Origin of the sequence: Rahnella sp. RcJ3 (assembly GCF_009498575.1) — a bacterium.
Lineage (GTDB): Bacteria > Pseudomonadota > Gammaproteobacteria > Enterobacterales > Enterobacteriaceae > Rahnella > Rahnella aceris.
Genome location: NZ_QSNX01000001.1, coordinates 494473 through 512622, shown reverse-complemented (window position 1 = coordinate 512622; position 18150 = coordinate 494473). Strand labels below are relative to the sequence as shown.

Here is an 18150-nt window from a genome sequence, read left to right as displayed (position 1 = left end):
TCTCCTGAAGCTGGCCGGATCCTTAGCGAGATTTCACCCACTCACGCAGACGCTGGATATGCAGATACAGCGCCGGAATAAACAGGATCCCCACCGTCGTGGATAGCAACATACCACTGAACACCGTAACGCCGATGATATGCCGACTCATGGCACCTGCACCGGATGCCATGACCAGCGGTAACACCCCGAGAATGAACGAGATTGCCGTCATCATTACCGCGCGGAAACGCTGTTTCGCGCCGTCCTGTGCCGCTTCGCTAACGGATGCCCCCTCTTCTCTTCTGGCTTTTGAGAATTCAACAATCAGAATGGCATTTTTCGCCGCGAGGCCGATTAACAAGACCATACCAATCTGAGCATATACGTCGTTGCTCAGCCCCGCCATGTGCAGGCCGCCGATTGCACCAAACACCGCGAAAATCACAGAAATCATCACAACAAGAGGAATGCTCCAGCTTTCGTATTGCGCCACCAGAAACAGATACGCAAACAGCAGTGCCGCGGCATAGATAAGGATGGCCTGGCCACCAGCCTGAATTTCCTGCAATGACATGCCGGTCCATTCATAGCCGTAACCCGCAGGCAGCTTCTCGCTCAGGATATGTTCCATCTGCGCCATCGCCTCACCGGAACTGATGCCGGGTGCCGCCGAGCCGCTGATAGCCAGTGAAGGGAACTGATTATATTGCGTGATAAACGGTGCACCCAGCGACGGTGTCATTTCAACCATCTTCGCAAGGCTGACCAGTGAGCCGTTGTCGCTGCGTACCGTGAGTGTGGATATCTGGTCTGCGCGCTGGCGATCTTCCATTTCGTTTTGCATCTGCACATTGAACAGACGGTTATTGATGATGAAATCGCTGACGTTCACGCCACCAAGTGATGTCTGCAACGTACCGAAAATACGGCTGACCGGTACCTGTAACAGCGCCGCACGGTCACGATCCACGCTCAGGGCGATTTCCGGCACGGATGCACTAAAGGTAGTAAATACACGGCTCAGATTAGGATCCTGGTTAGCGGCCTGGATCAGCGCCTGTCCGGTGACAGCCAGTTCCTGTGGCGATTGCCCCTGTAACGCCTGCAAACGTAAATCCAGCCCTGAGGCCGTACCTAATCCGGAAATCGCGGGCGGATTTATTGCCATAATCATTGCAGATGGAATACCCGACATCGCCGGTTGCAGGCGACCAATCACCTGATCCACACTGTCGCGATCGCCCCACGGCTTGAGCAACACGATACCAAATGCGGCGTTTGGCGAACTCCCGCCACTCAGCAGGCTGAAGCCACTGATGGCGATCACATCCTCGACCGCCGGGTCTTTTTGCATAATCTGCTGCATCTGCCCGAGCACGGCATCGGTGCGGTTTAATGACGCCCCGTCGGGTAACTGCACATTCACGAAGAAGTAGCCCTGATCTTCATCCGGCAGGAAGGATTTTGGCAAACTGCTGTAGCCCCATACACAGGCTCCGCCGATCACCAGAACCGTTACAACGCTGGTGAACGCACTTTTACTGATGCCCCGTGCGGCTTTCACATAGACATCGCGAACAGCGTCCAGCCCCTGATTAAACCAGTGGAAAACACGGGCCGGCTTCGCAGGTCGCGGCTTGAGAAGGGTTGCGCACAGCGCAGAGGTCAGGGTCAGCGCGTTGATACTTGAAAGAACAACGGCCGCCGACAGAGTGACAGCAAACTGACGATACAGCGCACCGGTAATACCCGGCAGAACCGCAATGGGCACAAATACCGCCAGCAGAACCACAGTAGTGGCGATGACCGGCCCGGCAATTTGCTTCAGAGCTTTGCGGGTTGCGGCCACACGCCCGAGCGACGGATCCTCCATCATCAGGCGCTCAACGTTTTCCACCACCACGATGGCGTCATCGACCACTACCGTCAGCGCCAAAATAATGGCAAATAAGCTGAGGGTATTGGCGGAATAGCCAAAGGCATAAAGCACGGCAAACGTCCCCAGTAAAGACACCGGAATGGTCAGTGCGACGATGAATGTCGCCCGCATACTTTGCAGGAACAGATAAACAATCGACAGGACGACGACGAAGGTCAGTACCAGTGAAACGGCAATCTCATCAAGCGTAGCACTGACAAAACGAGTCGAGTCGAATTTGATTTCATAGGTAAGATCATCCGGGAAATTGCGTGCCTGACGCGACATTTCCTCCCGCACAGCATTCGCCACATTCAGCGCATTTGCCCCCGGTGCGGGATAGACTGACAGGAAGGCAGACGGCGTCTGATTCAGTGTCGCATTCACCTGATAATCCTGCGCACCCAGTTCAATACGCGCGACATCGCGCAAACGCACCGTACCGCCATGAGCATTTTTACGCACAATAATATTGCCGAACGCTTCCGGCGAACTCAGACGCCCCGCACCGCTGATGGTCAGGGTTTGCTGCTGCATTGACGGACTCGGTGACGCGCCAATCTGCCCGGCCGCCGCCTGCACATTCTGATTCTGAATAGCGGCGCTGATTTCCATACTGCTGACATCCAGCGCTTCCATTTTGCGCGGGTCCAGCCAGATACGCATGCTGTAATCACGGGAACCGAAAACCCGGACATCACCTACACCATCCACACGCGCCAGCGCATCACGCAACTGAATGCTGGCAAAGTTGCTGATAAACAGCATGTCATGGGTATTTTCCGGTGAAAGGAGGCTGATGCCCATCAGAATATTAGAAGCCTGTTTGCGCACCGACACGCCCGTGTTCAGCACTTCCGGCGGAAGACGTGAGCTGACCTGTGAAATACGGTTTTGTACTTCAACAGCCGCCGTATCCGGATCCGTACCGCTGGCGAACGTAATAGTCAGGGTGTAGCTGCCGTTATTGCCGCTATTCGACGACATATACAGCATGTTACTGACACCGTTAACCTGCGCCTCAATCGGCGCGGCAACGGATTCCGCTACGTCCCGTGCACTCGCACCGGGATAAATAGCACTGACTGACACCACGGGTGGCGTGATATCCGGATATTGCTCAACCGGAATGACCTTCAGGGCGACGGCACCGATCAGCGCCGTCACCAGCGCGATGACAACCGCAAAGCGGGGTCTTTTAATAAATTGCTGGAGCATCGTTATTCCTTAACGTTTCTTCGCGGCCATATCCGGGGCATCCGTAGCAGCCCGTGCATTCACTTCCATACCTGGCCGGATCCATTGCAGGCCTTCTGTCACAACTTTTTCTCCGCCCTGCAAACCCTCAATGACGAAATAGCCGTGTCCCGTTTGTGCACCAAGACGCACCGGGCGTGCTTCCACGCGCTGTCCGGCATTCACCAGCAAGACAAAGTGCCCTGCCGCATTTTGCTGCAAAGCCTGCGCAGGCAGTACCGGCAGAGAATGTCCGGAACGCGGCGCTGCGGCCACATTCACGGTGCCCCCCGGCAGCAAACGATGGTCTGGATTTGCCACAGTCAGCCTGACCGGCAAGGTCCCTGTTTGCGCATCAATACGATTGCCGAGGGATTCCAGCACGGGCGCTTTCATATAAGGTGAACCGTCCGATAAGCGCAGAGAAAGCGTCATGTTATCGGCAGAGAAAGCGTCTTCCAGCGTGCCACTGCTGTGGCTGGCACTGAGAACATCACGTTCATTCACTGAAATCACCACACGTACCGGATCGAGCTGCACGATTTCCGTGAGTGCACCGCTGGCCGGATTCACCAGACTGCCGGTATGAAAATGGCTCACGCCGATGCGCCCTGCAATGGGCGCCGTAATGCGGGTATAGCTTAGTTGCAGTTCCTGCGTTTTTAACGCCGCCTGCGCCTGCGCGACAGCCGCACGGGCGGTATCACGGGCAGCCAGCGCGGTATCGACATCAGACTGGCTGACGGTATGCGCATCACCGAGACGCTGTATGCGGTTCAGATGGGTTTGTGCATGGCGTGCGGTAGCATTGGCGCTGTCGAGCTGGGCTTTGGCCTGAGCGACAGCCGCCTGATGCAAGGCGGGATCGATTTCATACAAGACGTCGCCGGCATTCACAAACTGCCCCTCCTCAAAGGCCCGGCGGGCGATAAATCCTTCAGTCCGGCTGGTCACATTGACGGCCTGAACAGCTTCAAGACGCCCGAGATAGGTCCGGCTGACGCCATCAGGTTGAGTGGTGATGGTCTCAGTGGTCACTGTCGGCAAAGGCTGCGCCGCCACGCGGGTCAGGGGGAATAATAATGTTGTCAGCAGCACTGGCACTGCCATAAAACGGCTCATTGCAGGAAACATATGTCACTCTCCATGTGATGTCGGATGGTGCTCTTTTAATTCAGCTAAAGCGCCCACACCGGCAAACATCAAATATTAATCTATAAAAAAATTCCTAATCAGGATTATTGAGAATTATAAATATTGTCTGATATCACAAACTGATCTCGATCACCTCGAGAATCAACCTTTAACATATTTACGTTTTATTTAAGAAACATTTAGATTGATAGCCTGAATAACAAAACTTCATGTTCACATAAAATGACCGGCTAATGAAAAGCATCAACAAGGATTAATCACTCCTGAAATCATTATTTTTACTCAAATTTTTAGTATCAGGATTAACTTTACCTTCGATGACAAAACCTTACAGACCCCTGTCATCACTGAAATCGATATAATCAAAACCGCCGTAAGATAACAAAAGCAAAAGCACTGAAGGAAACCTTCCTGATACCATCAAAAATAATGAACAAGTTAAATTAATCGGTTAATTTGAAAATAATAGTTTGCCAATATGTTTCCAAATGTTTATTTTCCACAAACACCCTCTTCACTGAGAACATCATCTTATGCTGTGGAAAAATACACCTGCACGCTTTGGCCATATTTCAGTGTTAATTCACTGGCTCATCGCTGTGGCCGTTTATGGTTTATTTGCACTGGGATTATGGATGGTCGGATTGGGCTATTACGACACCTGGTATCACCGTGCACCGGAAATACATAAAAGTATCGGCATCCTGATTTTTGCTGCGATGGTATTTCGTCTTGCTTGGCGGTTTATTTCTCCGACACCTAAGCCGCTGGCAAGCTACAGCGTGAAAACGCGTATTGGCGCCTGGCTGGCTCATGTTCTGCTGTTCATCGGCCTGTTCGGCATTCTGATCAGCGGTTATCTGATTTCGACGGCTGAAGGTCAGCCTGTCAGTGTCTTCGGCTGGTTTGAGATCCCTGCCACACTGTCTGGACTGGAACAACAGGCCGATATCGCGGGCACGCTGCATCTGTGGATGGCGTGGGGCATTTTGATCATCTCAGGTTTTCACGCCCTTGCCGCGCTTAAACATCATTTCATCGATCGTGACAGCACCCTGACCCGCATGCTGGGGCGCTGATCCGGCTCACGGTCAGCTCTTTACTTATGTTGTTCATATTATGGATAAACGGAGAATAACCATGTTGAAAAAGACCACTCTGGGTTTAACCCTGGCGTCGCTGTTACTGGCGGCGGGTTCGGCAACGGCAGCCAGCTACAAGATCGACAAAGAAGGTCAGCACGCTTTTATTGAATTCCGTATCAAGCATTTAGGGTACAGCTGGCTGTACGGCAGCTTTAATGATTTCGATGGCGGATTCACTTTTGATGAGAAAGATCCCGCTGCGGATAAAGTGAATGTCACGATTAACACCACCAGCGTATTCACCAATCACGCCGAACGTGACAAACATTTGCGCAGCGCTGAATTCCTGAATGTTGGCAAACATCCGCAGGCCACATTCAAATCAACGTCAGTGAAGAAAGAAGGTGAAAATCTGGCAGTGACTGGCGATTTCACGCTGAACGGCGTCACCAAACCTTTAACGTTACAGGCTAAGTTGCTCGGTCAGGGCAAGGATCCATGGGGCGGTTATCGTGCAGGTTTTGAAGCGGCAGGGTCCATCGCGCTGAAGGATTATGGAATTACTACCGATCTCGGTCCGGCATCGCAGAATGTCGAGCTGATTATTTCGGTCGAGGGTGTGCAGGAGAAGTAATCCCCTTCCCTCAACGTATAAAGCCCTGAATCGCTGCCGCCATTCAGGGCTTTTTTATACACGCCGGTCAGTCGTTTTCAGGTGCCGGAATATGCATGGTGGTTTGCAATAAGCCTTTGGACTTATTGAATATTTTTATGCCATTCTCACGACCCGCGCGCAATGCACGTTGTTCTTCTACTGGCAGCTTCAGCTCTGTCATACAGATTTCGCTGCAACAGCCGTCAAATTTCGCCGCACACGTCGGGCACTGAATAAACAGCAGATGGCAGCCGTCGTTTTTGCAGTTGGTATGGTTATCGCAGGCCACACCGCACTGGTGACAGTGTGCAATCACGTCATCGGAAATACGCTCGCCCATACGTTCATCAAAGACAAAGTTTTTGCCTTTAAATTTTACCGGTAACCCCTGCTCTTTGGCACGGCGTGCATATTCGATAATACCGCCTTCCACGTGATAGACGTTTTTAAAACCGTTATGCAACATGTACGCGCTGGCTTTCTCACAGCGAATGCCGCCAGTGCAATACATCACGATTTTCTTGTCTTTGTCTTCTTTAAGCATATCAACGGCCATAGGCAGTTGATCGCGGAAAGTGTCAGACGGGACTTCAATCGCATTATCAAAATGCCCCACTTCGTATTCGTAGTGGTTGCGCATATCGACAAACAATGTGTCCGGATCGTCAATCATGGCGTTGACCTGTTCGGCTTTCAGGTACTCACCCACATTTGACGGGTCGAAAGAATCATCATCAATCCCGTCCGCGACAATGCGGTCACGCACTTTGAGACGCAACACCCAGAAGGATTTACCATCATCTTCCAGCGCGACATTCAGGCGGATCTGATCCAGCGCCGGATGGCTGGAAAACAGCACGGTTTTGAACGCTTCAAACTGGCTTTGCGGCACGCTGATTTGTGCGTTAATCCCTTCTTTTGCCACGTAAATACGGCCAAATACGTTAAGGCGTGTCAGGCTGACGTACAGGGCGTCACGAAAGGCTTTTGGATCTTCGAGCTGGAAATACTTATAAAAAGAAACCGTAGTGCGGGGCTCAGTTTCAGCCAACATGCGCGCACGCAGTTCCTCATTAGAAATACGGTTATGTAACACTGGCATGGTGTACGTTCCTGTCTTTCAGGGGAATTTAACTATTGATACCGAATAGCTACTTTTGAAGCGGCAAGATTATACATTAAAGCAACAATGAGGACATCTCCCGTTGCAAATTCGTCAGGAGAAAAACACCTGCTGTACATTGCCCATTTTTGAAATGCGATAACCTATTCTTAGTTGTTATCTATTCTTGTAGTCCATCACCACGCTGAATTTTAAGGGGCATGAAACATGAGTAAGCTTTTTGAACCGATTTCCTTAGGGAAGCTGACACTCGCTAACCGCATCGTGATCGCGCCAATGTGCCAGTATTCATCCGACGAAGGGAAAGCCACGTCCTGGCATCACGCGCATCTCGGGCAGTTATCCTTTTCAGGTGCGGGTTTGCTGATCCTGGAAGCGACCGCTGTCGAGGCCGTGGGGCGTATCTCGGCTCAGGATCTGGGCTTGTGGGACGATGCAACCGAAGCGGCCATGAAGGATTTAGTGACCGGCTTACGTGAAAACAGCGATATGCCACTTGGCCTGCAACTCGGACATGCGGGACGTAAAGCGTCGTGTGCTGCGCCGTGGCAAGGCGGAGCACAAATCGCCCAGTCAGCGGGTGGCTGGCAGACGATTGCGCCTTCCGCCGTCGCCTTCACCGAAGGCACTGAGGCCCCGCAGGCAATGTCGCTGGAGCGAATCGCTGAGCTGAAAAAAGCCTATGTCGATACAGTTCGTCGCGCCGACCGTCTGGGCTTTGATCTGCTGGAACTGCACGGCGCTCACGGTTATCTGCTGCACCAGTTCCTGTCACCACTTTCAAACCAGCGCACCGACCAGTACGGCGGCTCACTGGAAAACCGTATGCGCCTGCTGCTGGAGATCTTCGGGGAAATCCGTGCGGCATTCCCGGCAGAAAAACCGATTGGTGTGCGTATTTCCGCCACCGACTGGGTGGAGGGAGGCTGGGATCTGGAGCAATCCATTGAACTCGCCAAAGCGCTTGATGAACTGGGTTGCAGCTACATTCACGTCTCCAGCGGCGGTCTGAGTCCGCATCAGAAAATCACCGTCGGCCCGAACTATCAGGTGCCATTTGCTGATGGCATTAAGCGTTATGTGAAAATGCCGGTGATCGCTGTGGGTCTGATCACTGAACCGGAACAGGCGGAAGCCATTATCGGCACCGGACAGGCAGACATGATTGCTCTGGCACGCGGTATTTTGTATAACCCGCGCTGGCCCTGGCATGCAGCGGCAAAACTGGGGGAAAAAGTGGCCGCGCCGAAACAGTACTGGCGCAGCGAACCGCATAGCGTCAAAGGCCTTTTCCTGCCGGAATAATAACCAGATTTAAGATTAACGCGAAAGTCGCCAGAAAGGGGATTTTGCAAACGTGATCACGGGCGGCCCGACAGCCGCCCGTTTCATTGACAAAAAGACATTCTCTATTGATATTTGAATTGATGGTGAATGAATATGCCGGGACATTAATGAGAATTCGTTTTGTTTTTCATTCACTCAACCTATAAATAAATGAGGTATTAGTGCCGTGAATTTTCACCTCACATCAAAAAAATGCCACAATATGTCACTTTGCTGCAGAAGATAACGGACAACACATATTCCGGATGAATATGTGTGCGTGTTTCTGTGGCAGGCTGCTGCATTAGACAGAGCTTATAAACTTTCTACTTCGACTCACTGACGCAGAGATTCTATGACTCAGGTACCAACCTTTAATCGTTCGTTACTGCACCCTCGTTACTGGATCACCTGGATGGGTCTGGGACTGCTTTATGCACTGGTGTTACTGCCTTATCCGGTTATTTATCGCATCGGTACCGGGCTGGGTCGCTTCTCAATGCGCTTCCTGAAACGTCGCTATAAAATCGCCAGACGCAATATCGAATTGTGTTTCCCGGATATGCGCCCGGAACAGCGCGAAGATATGATTGTGAAAAATTTCGAATCCGTCGGCATGGGGTTGTTTGAAACCGGCATGGCGTGGTTCTGGCCAGACTGGCGCATCGAGCGCTGGTTTAAAGTCAGCGGTCTGGAACATATCCAGCATGCGCGTGATAACAAGCAAGGCGTTCTGCTGATCGGTGTACATTTCCTGACGCTGGAACTGGGTGCACGTATCTTTGGTATCCATAATCCTGGCGTGGGGGTTTACCGTCCTCACGATAACAAGCTGATGGATTGGATCCAGACCAAAGGCCGAATGCGCTCGAATAAAGGGATGCTGGATCGCAAAGATCTCAAAGGGATGATCCGCAGCCTCAAGCAAGGCGACATCATCTGGTACGCGCCTGATCATGACTACGGCCCGCGCGCCAGCGTATTTGTACCGTTCTTCGCGGTCGATAAAGCCGCCACCACCACCGGGACATATCTGCTGGCACGCATGGGCAAACCGGCAATTATTCCCTTCACTCCGCGTCGTCTGCCGAAAGGGGAAGGTTATGAGATGATTATTCACCCTCAGGTCGCTGACTTCCCGCTGGATGATGAAGTGGTTGCCGCCACGTATATGAATAAAGTGGTGGAAAACGAGATCTGTCAGGCGCCGGAGCAATATATGTGGCTGCACCGTCGCTTTAAAACACGCCCGCAAGGTGAGCCTTCGCTCTATAAAGCCCTTAGCGATTAATCACCCGGAACCGGTCCGGCAGCCGCAGGTCCGGTTTTTTTGATTTGCTTCATCAGTTTTTTTCACAGACTTCTTCAAACTTATCAGATTTGATCCCACCCGATTTAGGCCAATACTCTCTCCATAATTTCTGCATGTGATTACTCCGCTGATTTTGGAGCCGCGTGCCTCCCGCCTCTTAAAGGCATGTTACCTTTGCAAGGAACACATTATGTTGGCAAAACTGAACTCCGCTTTTACCCGTGCTGTTGATCATCAGAACTTTGGTAAACTTTTGTTGCGTCTGACTTTTGGTATTTTAGTTTTATTCCATGGTGTAGCAAAAATGGAAAATGGCGTGGGCTGGATTGCACAGATGTTACAGGCTGATGGCCTGCCGGGCTTTATTGCTTACGGTGCGTACATCGGTGAAGTGATTGCGCCGGTTCTGATTATTCTGGGCATCTTGACCCGCCCTGCCGCTCTGGTGCTGGCATTCAACATTTTAGTGGCAGTTTTCCTGGTCGTGGGTGGCAAATTTTTCACCGTTACTGAAGTCGGTGCATGGGGGCTGGAAGGTGAAGCTCTGTACTTCTTTGGTGGTCTGGTCATCATGTTCCTGGGCAGCGGCCGTTACTCTGTCATGAAGAACGAAGCCCTGCGCTAAAATCCGGTTTTAGTATTGCGTTTTTAATTCTTTGTCTGTCGCGGTCAGCCTCCTTGCTGACCGTTTTTTGGCTTTCATCTGCTCTCCCTCACTCCTCCAGACTTTTTGAACCTGTATTTCACTTCGCTTGTTACAGTTCGTTAACATCATTGAAGTGAATGATAATTAGGCGCATAATTATTAAGCCAATTGATTGTTACTTATGCTCTGCCTTGTTTCTTTGTGTCATTCCAGAGCGAATCTGACCTCTTTCTTCGGTATTTTATGACTTCGGCCTCTGAACCTGAAATCGCCCCAGATCCCATTAACTGGAAACGTAATCTGTTTGTCGCCTGGATCGGTTGCTTCCTGACCGGTGCCGCATTCAGTCTGATCATGCCCTTCCTGCCCCTTTACGTGGAAACCCTCGGCGTAACCGGTCATGAATCCCTGAATATGTGGTCGGGTCTGGTTTTCAGTATCACCTTCTTGTTTTCCGCCATCGCCTCCCCCTTCTGGGGCGGACTCGCGGACCGTAAAGGCCGCAAAATCATGCTGCTGCGATCCGCACTCGGCATGTCCATCGTCATGGTATTAATGGGCTTCGCGCAGAATATCTGGCAGTTCCTGATTCTTCGCGCGTTACTTGGCTTGCTGGGCGGATTTGTTCCCAATGCTAACGCGCTGATTGCCACACAAATCCCACGCAATAAAAGCGGCTGGGCGCTGGGTACGTTATCAACTGGCGGTGTCAGCGGTGCGCTGCTCGGGCCACTGGTCGGAGGGTTGCTGGCGGACAGCTATGGTTTGCGTCCGGTGTTCTTTATCACCGCGTCGGTGCTGTTTTTGTGTTTCATCATGACGCTTTATTTTATCCGTGAGCAGTTTGTCCCGGTGAGCAAAAAAGACATGCTGAACCGTAAGCAGGTCTTTGCCTCGCTGAAAAATCCTAAACTGGTGCTGTGTTTGTTTGTCACCACCATGATTATTCAGGTGGCGACGGGTTCGATTGCGCCGATCCTGACGCTTTACGTACGGGAGCTGGCCGGTAATACACAAAACCTGGCGTTTATCAGCGGCATGATTGCTTCGGTACCTGGCGTGGCCGCGCTGATGAGTGCACCGCGTTTAGGCAAACTCGGCGACCGGATTGGCCCCGAGCGGATCCTGGTGGCGATGATGGCGTTATCTGTGTTGTTGCTGATCCCGATGGCCCTGGTACAAACACCCCTGCAACTGGGTATTTTGCGTTTTCTGCTGGGTGCCTGCGATGGCGCATTGCTGCCGGCCGTTCAGACCCTGCTCATCTATAACTGCACTAATCAGGTAGCAGGACGGGTATTCAGCTACAACCAGTCGTTCCGTGATGTGGGCAATGTCACCGGTCCGTTACTGGGTGCGGCGGTCTCAGCCAGTTACGGCTTCCGGACGGTATTTTTTGTTACGGCGATGGTGGTGTTATTCAACGCGGGATATTCGTACTGGTGTCTGCAACGCCGGCCTCATCAGGCCATGATTGACTAAATTCCAGCCGACGAAGCAGCGAGGCTTATTGAGATTTTTCTGCCAGCGGCGGCACTGACATGTAATCCGGCACCTCGACGACGGCCAGACGCACTTCGTAATGCTTGCCTGCCGTTGTAGCCGGAAGTACCGACGTCAGTTTCTGAATAGTTTCAGTCGGGTTATCACTGGCTACGCTGGCACAGAACAGTTGCCCCGGATGGCAAAAGCCGACCATCATTGGCGGCGGTGGCAGCATGCCCTCGCCGTGGAAGGGTGGCAACCCGTGCGGCTGTTCTATCGGTGATTGGGGATGTGTATTTTCAGCCGCGGTACTGGCCACGCTGAATAATACGCCAAGGCCACACAGCGGCATGAGCAAAACGCGGGAAAGAGTCTTCATAACATTCACCTTATCTTGAGAAGTCTGAATCACTTTATGCCTCAAACGCTGCCCGTGTAGCCGGTTTGCTAAACTTTTACCCTCTCCCCTCACAGCCTTTGCAAAGCTGAAATTCCGCTGACATTCGCGCCTATGCCGTCCAGTCCCGCAAAGCCAGCACCACCCGATAACCGTCAATATCCTCGAAGGTTTTACCGCATTCATCCCAGTAGGGATTAAACGAAGGCACGACGATAAAACCGGCCTGCAGCATCCGTTCGCACTGCGTCAGCCACTGCTGATTATCAGGAATATAGAACACCAGGAGATTATCTTCGGTGGGCGCACGCCCCACGGAGGAACCGAGATGATGGGTAAACTCGAGATGATAATGATGATGCGGATGCCCGACCAGCACGCCATCAAACCCCTGGTGGTCACTAAAACTGCCGATGATGTCGAAACCCAGCCCCTGCGAATACATGCGGGCTACCTGCTCAAGATTGTCCGTCGGGCGCGCCACCCGTAATACTGATTGTCGTGAAACCATGTGCACTCCCGTTTTTTAAACCGCCGCAAAGTCGCCAGCGAGAAATTGAGAATAGCAGAAATAAATCCGACTGATTTAGTCTGAAAACTTGCATCCTGTCAGTTATAGACAACAATCATTTAATCAGGTTTTCCCCTGTCAGATGGCCGTTACTTGTTCATTAATAACGCTATTTGCTGCACAACCATTAACAGTTTCAACTCAGGAGACAACAATGAGCATGTATGCAACGCTTGAAGAAGCTATTGATGCCGCCCGCGAAGAATTCCTTGAAGCCGCGCAGGATAGGATCCATGACGACGAAGAGCCAGTTCCGGACCAGTTTAATCTGCAGAAATACATCATGCAGGATGGCGATGTGATGTGGCAGGCGGAATTCCTCAGCGGCGAAGGTGATTCCATCGATGCGCTGACGTTCCGTAGCGGTGCGGCGGCGCAGGCTATCTTTGACGAGGATTATGATCAGATAGAACTCGAAGAAGAATGGCAGGAAGAAGCCACGTTGTATGAATGGGATGAAGGTGAATACCAGCATGAACCGCCGCTGGATACTGAAGAAGGTAAAGCGGCAGCTGAAGAATGGGACGATGAAGACGAGTATCCGGGTCGTGATATTGATTAAGTTATTTTATTCGTAAGGCCCGTGGCGGGCGTCAACCGGCAGCATGAAAGTGTCGACAATCATCGACAGCGGAACATCGATGACGGTGACATAACGCCACGGACTGTCCCGCAAATCCCACTGCACACCGGGATAATACTGGTTGCCATGCCCCTGCCCCGGCACAGTCCGGCTGATAATACTGCCGCATCCGGTCAGTACCGTCGCCACTAACGCCAGCACGCATCCGCGAAAAATAACCCGATTAATCACTCACCCAACCTGTCGATTCAATTCAAAAGAGGCACATTCAGAAGCGCTGAACAGCGCTGTCAGCTTATCATGCACAGCGCCTGCCTTATGTTAAGGCGAGGTAAAATTCCTGCATGACCTGCTAAAGAGTAACCCGTCTTTCATCACAAAGAAAACGGGCAGTATGTTTTCACATACTGCCCGTTTTTTTATTCACTCCATGTCATTTTCAGGCGGGTTTAACTTCCAGCGTCTGAGTGACAGGGAATGCCTGCGCATTGCGAGGTAATTGCTGGTAGTAAGCACTCCAGGTCTGCTGATCAGGTTGCGTCCACACCGCAGAGTGTAAACGCGCCATCAGCACAGGATCGCTCAGCAGAATCAGACGATCCGCCTTGCCCAGATCCTTAGGACCGGTTTTCAGCGCATGCTCCAGGTGGGCACGACGGCCGTTTTCTACCGTTTCACGCAACAGGTGACGGGATGTTGCCATCGCCGTTGCCAGTGCGTTGAAGCCCGGATCGAAGACCGCATGCATAAAGCCATTTTGCAGCTTACGCGAACGGTTCAGCGCCAGGTATTCCTCGGTAGCCACCAGTTCACGCGGAGGATCGTATTCTTCCGGGATCAGGAACAGCTTGGCCTTCTTACTCTTAATCCCCAGCGTTGCACGGCTCGACAGCACAGAGACGATTGGCGACAGGATCAGGGAGAAGACGATTGGCGCAAGCCACCACAGGAAACGCAAGTCCAGCCACGCCATACCGGCAGCCCAGACCGCACCCAGCAACAACTGAGAACCATGGCGTTTAAAGGCTTCGCCCCACGGAGTATCGTCGTCATCACGCTGCGGTGAGTTCCAGACCACTTCCCAACCCAGGAACGCGCTGACCACGAAGACGGTGTGGAACAACATACGTACCGGCGCCAGTAATACTGAGAACAGCATTTCGAGGAACATGGAAATCAGCAGTCGGAATGCACCACCAAACTGTTTCGCCCCCTTCGCCCAAATCAGCACGATACTCAGCAGTTTTGGCAGGAACAGCAACACCATGGTGGTCGAGAACAAGGCTATCGCCAGTTCAGGACGCCACTGCGGCCACACAGGGAACAGCTGACGGGGTTGCAGGAAATACTGCGGTTCCATCAGTGTGTGCACGACCTGCAATGCGGTAGACAAAGCCAGGAACGTAAACCATAACGGCGCGGACAGATAAGACATCACGCCGGTCAGGAACACCGCACGGTGAACCGGATGCATCCCTTTCACCAGGAACAGGCGGAAGTTCATCAGGTTACCGTGGCACCAGCGACGGTCGCGTTTCAGCTCGTCGAGCAGGTTCGGTGGCAACTCTTCATAACTGCCCGGCAGATCATAAGCAATCCACACGCCCCAGCCCGCACGACGCATCAATGCCGCTTCCACAAAGTCATGAGACATGATGGAACCGGCGAAGGAACCTTCACCGGGCAATGGCGCAAGCGCACAATGCTCAATGAACGGTTTCACACGGATAATGGCGTTATGGCCCCAGTAGTGGGATTCGCCCAACTGCCAGAAATGCAGACCGGCGGTAAACAACGGACCGTAAACACGGGTCGCAAACTGCTGGCAACGTGCATACAGCGTATCCATGCCTGACGCTTTTGGCGCAGACTGGATAATACCGGCGTTCGGGTTGGCATCCATCAGACGGGCCAGGCCGGTCAGACATTCGCCACTCATGACGCTGTCAGCATCGAGAATAACCATATAGGCATATTCCCCGCCCCAGCGACGGCACCAGTCATCAATGTTACCGCTTTTACGTTTCACACGACGACGACGACGGCGATAGAAAATACGTCCGTGACCTTCAACGTCGCGGCACACTTCCATCCAGGCTTTTTGTTCCGCTACGCAGATATCCGGATCGTAACTGTCGCTCAGCACGTAGATATCAAACTGATCCAAATCACCTGTCGCTTTAACAGATTCATACGTTGCACGCAGACCCGCGAAAACGCGCTCCACGTCTTCGTTACAAATCGGCATGATCAACGCGGTACGGTTGTTCGGATTCAGCGGCTCATTACCTTTCGTCGAGGCGGTAATGCTGTATTTGTCCCGACCGATGAGCAATTGTAAAAAGCCCATCAATGCCGTCCAGAAACCGGCCGACACCCAACAGAACAGAATGGCGAACAGCACCAGGATCCCGGTCTGTAAGACGTAAGGCAGCAGTTGCAGAACCGACTGTTGCCAGTCCTGATTGAGCATATCGCTTGGGTCGATGAGCGCCCAGCCCTGATACGGCAGAATGGTTTTCATGTACCAGGTCGCGATCGCCGTCTGCACCAGCATCAGAACCAGCAGGATATAGCGACGCACGGAACCGGCGTGACGCCAGCGCTTTTCTGACTCGGGCATATCTGATGTGGTGTGACGCGAAACCGCGCTGCGCCCCATCATATTGTCCCAGAAACGCCCGACCGGGTTGGTGCGCCAGACATCAGGGAACATGCTGGAACGTTTAACCGGTGGCATGGCGCTGGCAATCGTACGCCCTTCGTTATCGACTTCGTCTAACGAGCCCTTTTCAAGGGCATCAGGCCAGCTTGCGCCGACGCGGGCTTTCACTGACACCAATGGCGCATCAGGATCGGCCGCAGCAGCTGTGGTCGAGGCATCACCGCCTAAACGGTGATGTACGGTAGCAAAAGCCTGCCCCGGCTCAGCGGGAAGCTGCTGAGAGAGCGCCGCTTTCTGTTCATCAGTAAGCGGCAAAGCTTCTACATAATCTTGAGTAGAGTGCATTGACTTATTCATTTGCAGGCAGCTGATAGCTCCAGGTTTCACTCAGAGTTTTGTCGCCATTGGCCAGAGAAGCGCGCATTTCGATCGCCTTCTTAGGATCCTTCACTTTCAGGCGCAGCGTCAGACGCCAGCCCTTCGTTACAGGATTATAGCGTACGGAGTTTTCAACCAGATCACCGTTGTCGCCCACGCTGACCTGAGACACGACTGGCGTGTCGCTCTTCAGCGCTTTCAGGTTTGGACCGACGAAGTCGACGAGGAAAGCAACGCTGCCATCTGGCTCACGGATCAGATTCGACTGTTTCACATCCCCGGTAGAGCGCATGGTGCGTTCAACCCACGCCAGATCAGGAGAATGCAATTTCTCTTCTTCACGGGTGAAATGTAAACGATAGTTCAGGCTGAGCGGTTTGCCTGCATCGGGTAACTGATCAGGGGTCCAGAAGGCGACGATATTATCGTTGGTTTCATCCGCCGTCGGGATTTCCACCAGTTCAACTTTCCCTTTACCCCAGTCACCTTTGGTCTCAACCCAACCGCTTGGACGCAGGTCATAACGATCGTCCAGGTCTTCGAAGTTAGAGAAACTGCGACCACGTTGCAGCAGCCCGAAGCCTTTCGGGTTCTCCATCGAGAACTGGCTGACGGCAAGGTGTTTCGGATTGTTCAGCGGACGCCAGATCCATTCACCGTTACCGGCGTGAATAGACAGTCCGTTGGAATCATGCAGCGCCGGACGGTAGTTCAGCACCGGCGAAGGCTGGTTTGCGCCAAACAGGAACATGCTGGTTAACGGAGCCACACCCAGTTTGCCGACTTTATCGCGCAGATAAACCTGAGACTGCACATCGACAGTGGCTTCTTTACCCGGATAAACGTCCAGACGATAAGCACCGGTCGCACGCGGGGAATCCAGCAAGGCGTAAATGACTAAATGCTTTTCATCCGGGTTAGGACGTTCGATCCAGAACTCACGAAAACGTGGGAACTCTTCGCCGGAAGCCAGCGCGGTGTCGATCGCCAGACCACGGGCAGACAAGCCATAAACCTGGCCTTTACCGATGACACGGAAGTAGCTGGCACCCAGCACACTCATAATCTCATCATCTTTGTCGGCTTTATTGATGGGATAAAGCACTTTGAAGCCGGCAAAACCGAGGTTTTTCACTGAGTCAGCGTCATGCTTGACGTTGCCAAAGTTGAAGTAGTCCGGGCTGTATTTGATTTCTTTGACTGAATCAGCCGTTACTTCGTTGATTTTCACCGGAGTGTCGAAGTACATACCCTGATGGTAAAACTCAAGCTTGAAAGGCGTATTCAGGTTTTTCCAGTACGCTTTGTCATGATTGAATTGAATTTGTTGGTAGTCTGCGAATTTGAGATCGCGGAACTGAGACGGAAGATTGCTTTTCGGCGCTTCGTAACCTTTATCGGCTAACGCCTTCGCTTGTTTGGCAACATCATCTATAGAAAAAGCCCAGGCAGATGAGGTGAACATGGTCATCAACACTGCGGCACTTAGCAAACGGACTTTGATCATACGTGACCCTATGGAAAAATTTTTATCCGACACCTTGTCTCCTTTACGCGCGCTTCATTCATTTACTGTAACTATTTTAAGGGAAGTGTCAGGTTTCCGACAACTTGAGCAGTCGATGGTTCATCC

The 18150-nt window shown here is 52.3% G+C and carries 15 protein-coding genes; 7 read left to right on the top strand and 8 right to left on the bottom strand.

From position 1 onward, the window contains the following. Positions 1-22: 22 nt before the first annotated feature. Together DXU84_RS02445 and DXU84_RS02440 are read right to left on the bottom strand one after the other, a co-directional pair. Positions 23-3118 (bottom strand): efflux RND transporter permease subunit, encoded by a 3096-nt coding sequence (locus DXU84_RS02445; protein ID WP_153374697.1) that lies wholly within the window; start codon positions 3116-3118, stop codon positions 23-25. Positions 3119-3127: 9 nt separating this feature from the next. Then, positions 3128-4270: an efflux RND transporter periplasmic adaptor subunit gene (locus DXU84_RS02440; RefSeq protein WP_153374695.1), complete on the bottom strand. Its 1143-nt coding sequence runs from the start codon at positions 4268-4270 to the stop codon at positions 3128-3130. A gap of 554 nt (positions 4271-4824) precedes the next feature. Between DXU84_RS02440 and DXU84_RS02435 the strand changes: the two genes are divergently transcribed. After that, entirely contained in the window at positions 4825-5370 is a 546-nt protein-coding gene (locus DXU84_RS02435) for a cytochrome b (protein WP_153374693.1), read from the top strand. A 64-nt stretch (positions 5371-5434) separates the two neighbouring features. Continuing rightward, the gene (locus DXU84_RS02430; protein WP_015690191.1) at positions 5435-6010 is read left to right on the top strand and encodes a YceI family protein; all 576 of its coding nucleotides are present in this window, start codon (positions 5435-5437) and stop codon (positions 6008-6010) included. 67 nt (positions 6011-6077) lie between these two features. Here the strand turns inward: DXU84_RS02430 and DXU84_RS02425 are convergent, their stop codons facing one another. Further along, the gene (locus DXU84_RS02425; protein WP_013576267.1) at positions 6078-7133 is read right to left on the bottom strand and encodes a rhodanese-related sulfurtransferase; all 1056 of its coding nucleotides are present in this window, start codon (positions 7131-7133) and stop codon (positions 6078-6080) included. A 228-nt stretch (positions 7134-7361) separates the two neighbouring features. On the opposite strand from DXU84_RS02425, the gene DXU84_RS02420 reads away from it, so the two are divergent. The 4 genes from DXU84_RS02420 to mdtG all read left to right on the top strand — a co-directional run bounded on the left by DXU84_RS02420 (position 7362) and on the right by mdtG (position 11920). Next, positions 7362-8459, top strand: coding sequence for an NADH:flavin oxidoreductase/NADH oxidase (locus tag DXU84_RS02420; RefSeq protein WP_013576268.1), 1098 nt, complete (start codon positions 7362-7364; stop codon positions 8457-8459). A gap of 376 nt (positions 8460-8835) precedes the next feature. After that, positions 8836-9771 carry a Kdo(2)-lipid IV(A) acyltransferase gene (locus DXU84_RS02415; RefSeq protein ID WP_013576269.1) on the top strand — a complete coding sequence of 312 codons (936 nt, stop codon included), beginning with the start codon at positions 8836-8838 and terminating at the stop codon, positions 9769-9771. 211 nt (positions 9772-9982) lie between these two features. Then, positions 9983-10417, top strand: a complete 435-nt coding sequence (locus DXU84_RS02410) for a DoxX family protein (protein WP_013576270.1) — start codon at positions 9983-9985, stop codon at positions 10415-10417. Between the two features lie 264 nt (positions 10418-10681). Continuing rightward, positions 10682-11920, top strand: coding sequence for a multidrug efflux MFS transporter MdtG (gene mdtG, locus DXU84_RS02405; RefSeq protein WP_013576271.1), 1239 nt, complete (start codon positions 10682-10684; stop codon positions 11918-11920). A gap of 25 nt (positions 11921-11945) precedes the next feature. On the opposite strand, the gene DXU84_RS02400 is transcribed toward mdtG, so the two are convergent. Both DXU84_RS02400 and DXU84_RS02395 read right to left on the bottom strand, forming a co-directional pair. Beyond that, positions 11946-12302, bottom strand: coding sequence for a hypothetical protein (locus DXU84_RS02400; protein WP_153374691.1), 357 nt, complete (start codon positions 12300-12302; stop codon positions 11946-11948). A 130-nt stretch (positions 12303-12432) separates the two neighbouring features. Beyond that, positions 12433-12831, bottom strand: coding sequence for a VOC family protein (locus DXU84_RS02395; RefSeq protein ID WP_112151615.1), 399 nt, complete (start codon positions 12829-12831; stop codon positions 12433-12435). A gap of 214 nt (positions 12832-13045) precedes the next feature. Between DXU84_RS02395 and DXU84_RS02390 the strand changes: the two genes are divergently transcribed. Next, a complete protein-coding gene (locus tag DXU84_RS02390) occupies positions 13046-13453 on the top strand; it encodes a MysB family protein (RefSeq protein ID WP_013576274.1) in 408 nt (135 codons plus the stop codon). Between the two features lie 6 nt (positions 13454-13459). On the opposite strand, the gene DXU84_RS02385 is transcribed toward DXU84_RS02390, so the two are convergent. The 3 genes from DXU84_RS02385 to DXU84_RS02375 all read right to left on the bottom strand — a co-directional run bounded on the left by DXU84_RS02385 (position 13460) and on the right by DXU84_RS02375 (position 18024). Next, on the bottom strand, positions 13460-13705 hold the full coding sequence (locus DXU84_RS02385; RefSeq protein WP_013576275.1) for a YceK/YidQ family lipoprotein: 246 nt from the start codon (positions 13703-13705) through the stop codon (positions 13460-13462). A gap of 208 nt (positions 13706-13913) precedes the next feature. Continuing rightward, positions 13914-16496, bottom strand: a complete 2583-nt coding sequence (mdoH, locus tag DXU84_RS02380; RefSeq protein ID WP_112151616.1) for a glucans biosynthesis glucosyltransferase MdoH — start codon at positions 16494-16496, stop codon at positions 13914-13916. Further along, positions 16489-18024: a glucan biosynthesis protein G gene (locus DXU84_RS02375; RefSeq protein ID WP_013576277.1), complete on the bottom strand. Its 1536-nt coding sequence runs from the start codon at positions 18022-18024 to the stop codon at positions 16489-16491. Before DXU84_RS02375 ends, mdoH begins: the two co-directional genes overlap by 8 nt. Positions 18025-18150 lie beyond the last annotated feature (126 nt).

Coding starts and splice junctions, on each gene's coding strand:
- DXU84_RS02395 (WP_112151615.1), bottom strand. CDS start 12,831: ATGGTTTCACGACAATCAGTATTACGGGTGGCGCGCCCGACGGACAAT.
- DXU84_RS02375 (WP_013576277.1), bottom strand. CDS start 18,024: ATGATCAAAGTCCGTTTGCTAAGTGCCGCAGTGTTGATGACCATGTTC.
- DXU84_RS02440 (WP_153374695.1), bottom strand. CDS start 4,270: ATGTTTCCTGCAATGAGCCGTTTTATGGCAGTGCCAGTGCTGCTGACA.
- DXU84_RS02420 (WP_013576268.1), top strand. CDS start 7,362: ATGAGTAAGCTTTTTGAACCGATTTCCTTAGGGAAGCTGACACTCGCT.
- DXU84_RS02410 (WP_013576270.1), top strand. CDS start 9,983: ATGTTGGCAAAACTGAACTCCGCTTTTACCCGTGCTGTTGATCATCAG.
- mdoH (WP_112151616.1), bottom strand. CDS start 16,496: ATGAATAAGTCAATGCACTCTACTCAAGATTATGTAGAAGCTTTGCCG.
- DXU84_RS02425 (WP_013576267.1), bottom strand. CDS start 7,133: ATGCCAGTGTTACATAACCGTATTTCTAATGAGGAACTGCGTGCGCGC.
- DXU84_RS02415 (WP_013576269.1), top strand. CDS start 8,836: ATGACTCAGGTACCAACCTTTAATCGTTCGTTACTGCACCCTCGTTAC.
- DXU84_RS02390 (WP_013576274.1), top strand. CDS start 13,046: ATGAGCATGTATGCAACGCTTGAAGAAGCTATTGATGCCGCCCGCGAA.
- DXU84_RS02445 (WP_153374697.1), bottom strand. CDS start 3,118: ATGCTCCAGCAATTTATTAAAAGACCCCGCTTTGCGGTTGTCATCGCG.
- DXU84_RS02435 (WP_153374693.1), top strand. CDS start 4,825: ATGCTGTGGAAAAATACACCTGCACGCTTTGGCCATATTTCAGTGTTA.
- DXU84_RS02400 (WP_153374691.1), bottom strand. CDS start 12,302: ATGAAGACTCTTTCCCGCGTTTTGCTCATGCCGCTGTGTGGCCTTGGC.
- mdtG (WP_013576271.1), top strand. CDS start 10,682: ATGACTTCGGCCTCTGAACCTGAAATCGCCCCAGATCCCATTAACTGG.